This is a genomic window from uncultured Flavonifractor sp., assembly GCF_944383115.1.
Lineage (GTDB): Bacteria > Bacillota > Clostridia > Oscillospirales > Oscillospiraceae > Flavonifractor.
The window spans coordinates 1-4,124 of sequence record NZ_CALWOJ010000162.1 but is presented as its reverse complement, the minus strand read 5'-3'; the positions used below and the strand labels follow the sequence as shown (position 1 = coordinate 4,124).

Genomic DNA, 4,124 nt, shown 5'->3' with positions numbered 1-4,124 from the left:
ATTGCTCCGACTTTTGTGGCGCCGGCGCGTTCTTTTTTGAAAGACACGCAGGGTTGTTCTGCTGAACAAGGGAATTGGGTGAAACTCCCAAACACGTTTCCGGAAACCGGTTGTGGTTGCGGATTCTGTAGCTGTGAGCATAGAGTGTCTGTTTTTTCTGCGAAAGCAGGTCACTGGCGGGCTGTAATGGCCTGGCTGGGAAGGCGAAACAGATGCGTGGATGCGGTTGCCCGCATCGGGATATGCAAGTCAGAAGACCTACAAAATAACGGGTGTCATTTCTTTGGGAAACAACACCCGTTTTGTCTGGAAAAGCGGCAGCATTGACTGCCGCTTTTTGTTTTTGGTTTAAATGGGAGCTTGATGGGGATACAGACGCTCCTGCTCCCCCAGGTTGGCCAAAAGCAGCTGACAGAGGAACTGCTCCAGCTTTTCCATGAGGCCCACCCCTTGGAGTATGGGCAAAGCACAGTGGTAGTGCTGCTGGATCTGACCCAGAAGATGCTCGCCCCAATCGCCGGCCTCCAGTTCGGTCAGCATCCCGGCGCGGCGCTGATCCTCCAAATGCACATAGAGGGTCACGGCGCCCACAAGGAATGCGTCCTGATCCAGTTTTTTGATGGTCCGGGCGATGGCGGTAGCCTGCTCCGGCCACCGGGTCAGGCAGGGCGCGGACAGCGTGTCCGCGTTGATCCCAAATCGATGCAATCTTTTGAGTACGCTATGTTGATCCCGGGCACAGAAGCCGGTCTGCCGGAACAGCGCCTCGGTGACGGCTTCCCGCACGGCCAGGGCCGCCAGCTCTCCGAATTTGAAATGCTTGCCTGCATTGAGCAGCATCCCTTCCTTGCCGGTTTTGCAGATGATGACCATTCCATCCGTACCGGTACCGGTGGCCAGCTCCCGGGACACGCTGCTGCCCTGCATCAGATCCCGCAGCACGGCGGTTTTGGCCTCGGTGGCTGTCAGCATCAGTTCTGTCATGGCGCCGGGGGCAAGGGCCCGGTCTGTGATCAGAAAGATATTGATGGTCCCGGGCGGCACAGGACAGGGCGAGCCGTCTGACTCCGTCAGGAACGCCGGGTCACCGGCACAGAGCGCGTTCACATCGGCTCCGCCGGATACTGCGGCAGTGATTTGCAGATCCTTCCAACGCTTGGTGATGACTACCATGTTGTCCAGATTTGCCGCTGTGTCCAGGCCCGTGGTGTGATCCGGGTCCAGTCCCAGACGTCTGGCCACCGCGCGCTGGTGTTCCAGCAGATTAGTTCCTTCCATAGGCTGGCAGATGCCTGCTGTGCCGCAGTCACAGTAGTTGAATACAGCGGTCAGATCATCCCGCATACCGCCGCCGTTGGCTCCGGTGGACAGCACCATGCGGGGACCGGAAAACCGAAAGATGGCGGCCTGCTCCGTACAGGTCAGACGGTCGCCGCTGCACAGTTCAAAATTGCGTTCCATAGATCCTGAGCCTCCGGAATTCTCTGAGATATTCTGAACGAATTATACCAGATAATCGCATACAGGAAAAGAAGAAAGGAACGGTTGGAAATGAAACTTCGAAATGCAATTGCCCTTGTGATGGTCATGCTGATTCTGGCAGCCTTGACCGCATGCGCTCCTGCGGAGACTACGGAACAGACCTCCCCGCCCCAGCAGACAGAGGAGACCAGGGACAACCGTCCGGATACTGACCGTTCCGGCAATCCCATCACGCTGCCGGATCAAGTGGACAGCATTATCTCTATGGCGCCCTCTGCCACCCAGACCCTGCTTGATCTGGGGCTGAGAGATAAGCTTATCGCCATAGACACCTACTCGGCCATGTATTTTGACCTGGAGGATCTGCCCACCTTCGATATGATGGAGCCGGATACCGAGCAGATGGCGGTGTTGAATGCCGACCTGATCTTTACCACCGGAATGAGCGCCTCTGCCGGCGCGGACCCCTTCAAGCCCCTGCGGGATATCGGCGTCTGTGTGGCGGACATCCCGTCGGCCTCCGGTGTTGACACGATGCTGGAGGATACCCGGTTCATCGCCGCCTGTGTGGGCGCCCAGGAAACATGTGAGGAACTGATCGCACAGTTCCAGAAGGAGCTGGACGAGCTGTCTGCCATTGGCGCGGGCATTCAGGACAAAAAGCGGGTGGTGGTGGAGATCGCCTGCGCGCCCGATATCTACACCGCCGGCAGCGGCACCTTTATGAATGAGATGCTGACGCTGCTGGGGGCGGAGAATATCTTCGGCGATCAGGAGGGCTTCCTGGCCGTGACAGAGGAAGCGGTAGTTACCCTGAACCCCGATGTGATCCTGACTATGGTGGACTATGTGGACGATCCTGTTGCGGAAATCTTGGGCCGGACCGGTTGGGAGCATGTTACTGCTGTGGCTAACTCTGACGTGTATCTGGTCAACACCAACGCGGTGTCCCTGCCCAATCTCCACGTCATTGACGGCATGAAACAGATGGCCAAAATGATCTATCCCGACACATACGCCGGGGTGGAAGATCCCTTTGCCCCGGGAGAGGCAGCATGAAGCGGACGGTCAGGATCCTCCTTGCTGTTGCCGTAACGCTGCTCATTCTGGTGGCCAGCATCGCTGTGGGATCCGTGAATCTCACCCCCGGACAGGTGGCGGAGATTTTTATGGCCAGAGTGTCCGGGAACTCTGCCGCCGTCGACCCCAACCTGAGTGCCATCGTGTGGGGGATGCGCTTCCCCAGGGCGGCGCTGGCCTTTCTGACCGGCGCTGCTCTGTCGGCCAGCGGTACGGTCATGCAGTCCATTTTGAAGAACCCATTGGCCTCCTCCTATACCCTGGGTGTCTCATCCGGCGCCAGCCTTTGCGCGGCTATCGTGATGGTCACCGGCATTACGCTCCCGCTTCTGGGGAGTATGTTTACGCTGCCGGCGGCAGGCTTCGTGGGCGGTCTGGCCACCGTGTTTCTGGCGCTGGCCTTCGCCGCCCGGCTGGATGGAAAGATGGAAAACCAGACCGTCATTCTTGTGGGCATGGTGTTTTCCCTCTTTGTAAACGCCATTCTGACGCTGCTCACCGCCCTGTCCCGGGAACATCTGCAGCAGATGGTGTTTTGGCAGATGGGCGGATTTTCCGGCCGGGACTGGTCCCATGTGGCGGTCATGTTCCCGGTCCTGGTGATCTCCATGCTGGTGCTGCAGCGATTCACCCCGGAGATGGACATCATGAGCTTTGGCGAGGAGCAGGCCATGTCCATCGGCGTGGATCTCAAGCGGGTCAAGCTCCTGCTGATCGGCATTGCCGCCCTGCTCACCGGCACGGCGGTGTCGCTGGTAGGGGTCATTGGTTTTGTGGATCTGATCGCGCCCCATGTGGTGCGGCGGATCTTCGGCTCCCCCCATCGGCTGGTGTTGCCTCTGTCTGCTCTGTTCGGCGGCGCCTTCCTCATGCTGGCCGAGCTGGTTTCCCGCACGGTGATGGCGCCCACCATCATCCCCGTGGGTGCCGTGACGGCGCTGGTAGGGGCACCCTTCTTCGCACTGGTGTTCTTCCGCGGCAGGAAGCTGAAATGAGGTGAACCTTTTCATGCTGCATCTGAAAAACGTCTGCGCCGGATATGGAAACGGGGATGTCCTGCACGATATCACCTTCGACCTGCCTTTGGGACAGAATCTGTGCATTTTAGGGCCCAATGGGTGCGGGAAAAGCACCCTGCTGCGGGCCATATCCGGCCTTCTGGACAGCCGCGGGGAACTGACCCTGAATGGAAAGCCGGTGGCTGCCATGCGCCGGCCGGAGATTGCCTCCCATATGGCCATGATGAGTCAGATGAGTACCGTCTATTTTTCTTTTTCGGTCTATGAAACGGTGATGATGGGCCGGTATCAGAAGCTTCGCCGGGGCCTTTTTGCATCCCCGTCCAAAGAGGACAAGCAGTGTGTGGAGCAGTATCTGCAGGCCACCGGGCTGGAGCCGCTGCGGGAACGGCAGATCTCCGAACTGTCGGGCGGCCAGCTCCAGCGGGTTTTCCTGGCCCGGACGCTGGCCCAGGAGCCGGAGATCATCCTGCTGGACGAGCCCACCAACCATCTGGACCTGAAACACCAGACAGAGCTGGTGGCCTATCTGAAAAACTGGTC

Annotated in this window: 4 protein-coding genes and 1 riboswitch; of the genes, 3 read left to right on the top strand and 1 reads right to left on the bottom strand. The window is 58.9% G+C overall.

Annotated elements, in window-relative coordinates; genetic code table 11:
• Positions 1–36 precede the first annotated feature (36 nt).
• Positions 37–281: riboswitch (cobalamin riboswitch) on the top strand.
• A gap of 67 nt (positions 282–348) precedes the next feature.
• Positions 349–1,461, bottom strand: coding sequence for an adenosylcobinamide amidohydrolase (locus Q0K43_RS11685; protein ID WP_297290700.1), 1,113 nt, complete (start codon positions 1,459–1,461; stop codon positions 349–351).
• 90 nt (positions 1,462–1,551) lie between these two features.
• Between Q0K43_RS11685 and Q0K43_RS11680 the strand changes: the two genes are divergently transcribed.
• The 3 genes from Q0K43_RS11680 to Q0K43_RS11670 all read left to right on the top strand — a co-directional run.
• Entirely contained in the window at positions 1,552–2,541 is a 990-nt protein-coding gene (locus Q0K43_RS11680) for an ABC transporter substrate-binding protein (protein WP_297290699.1), read from the top strand.
• The gene (locus Q0K43_RS11675; protein ID WP_297290698.1) at positions 2,538–3,557 is read left to right on the top strand and encodes a FecCD family ABC transporter permease; all 1,020 of its coding nucleotides are present in this window, start codon (positions 2,538–2,540) and stop codon (positions 3,555–3,557) included. Before Q0K43_RS11680 ends, Q0K43_RS11675 begins: the two co-directional genes overlap by 4 nt.
• A gap of 13 nt (positions 3,558–3,570) precedes the next feature.
• The coding region (locus Q0K43_RS11670; RefSeq protein WP_297290697.1) for an ABC transporter ATP-binding protein at positions 3,571–4,124 on the top strand (554 nt) is incomplete at its 3' end.

Excerpts from the sequence above, each read along its gene's own strand:
- Q0K43_RS11685 (WP_297290700.1), bottom strand. The coding sequence starts at position 1,461 with ATGGAACGCAATTTTGAACTGTGCAGCGGCGACCGTCTGACCTGTACG.
- Q0K43_RS11675 (WP_297290698.1), top strand. The coding sequence starts at position 2,538 with ATGAAGCGGACGGTCAGGATCCTCCTTGCTGTTGCCGTAACGCTGCTC.
- Q0K43_RS11680 (WP_297290699.1), top strand. The coding sequence starts at position 1,552 with ATGAAACTTCGAAATGCAATTGCCCTTGTGATGGTCATGCTGATTCTG.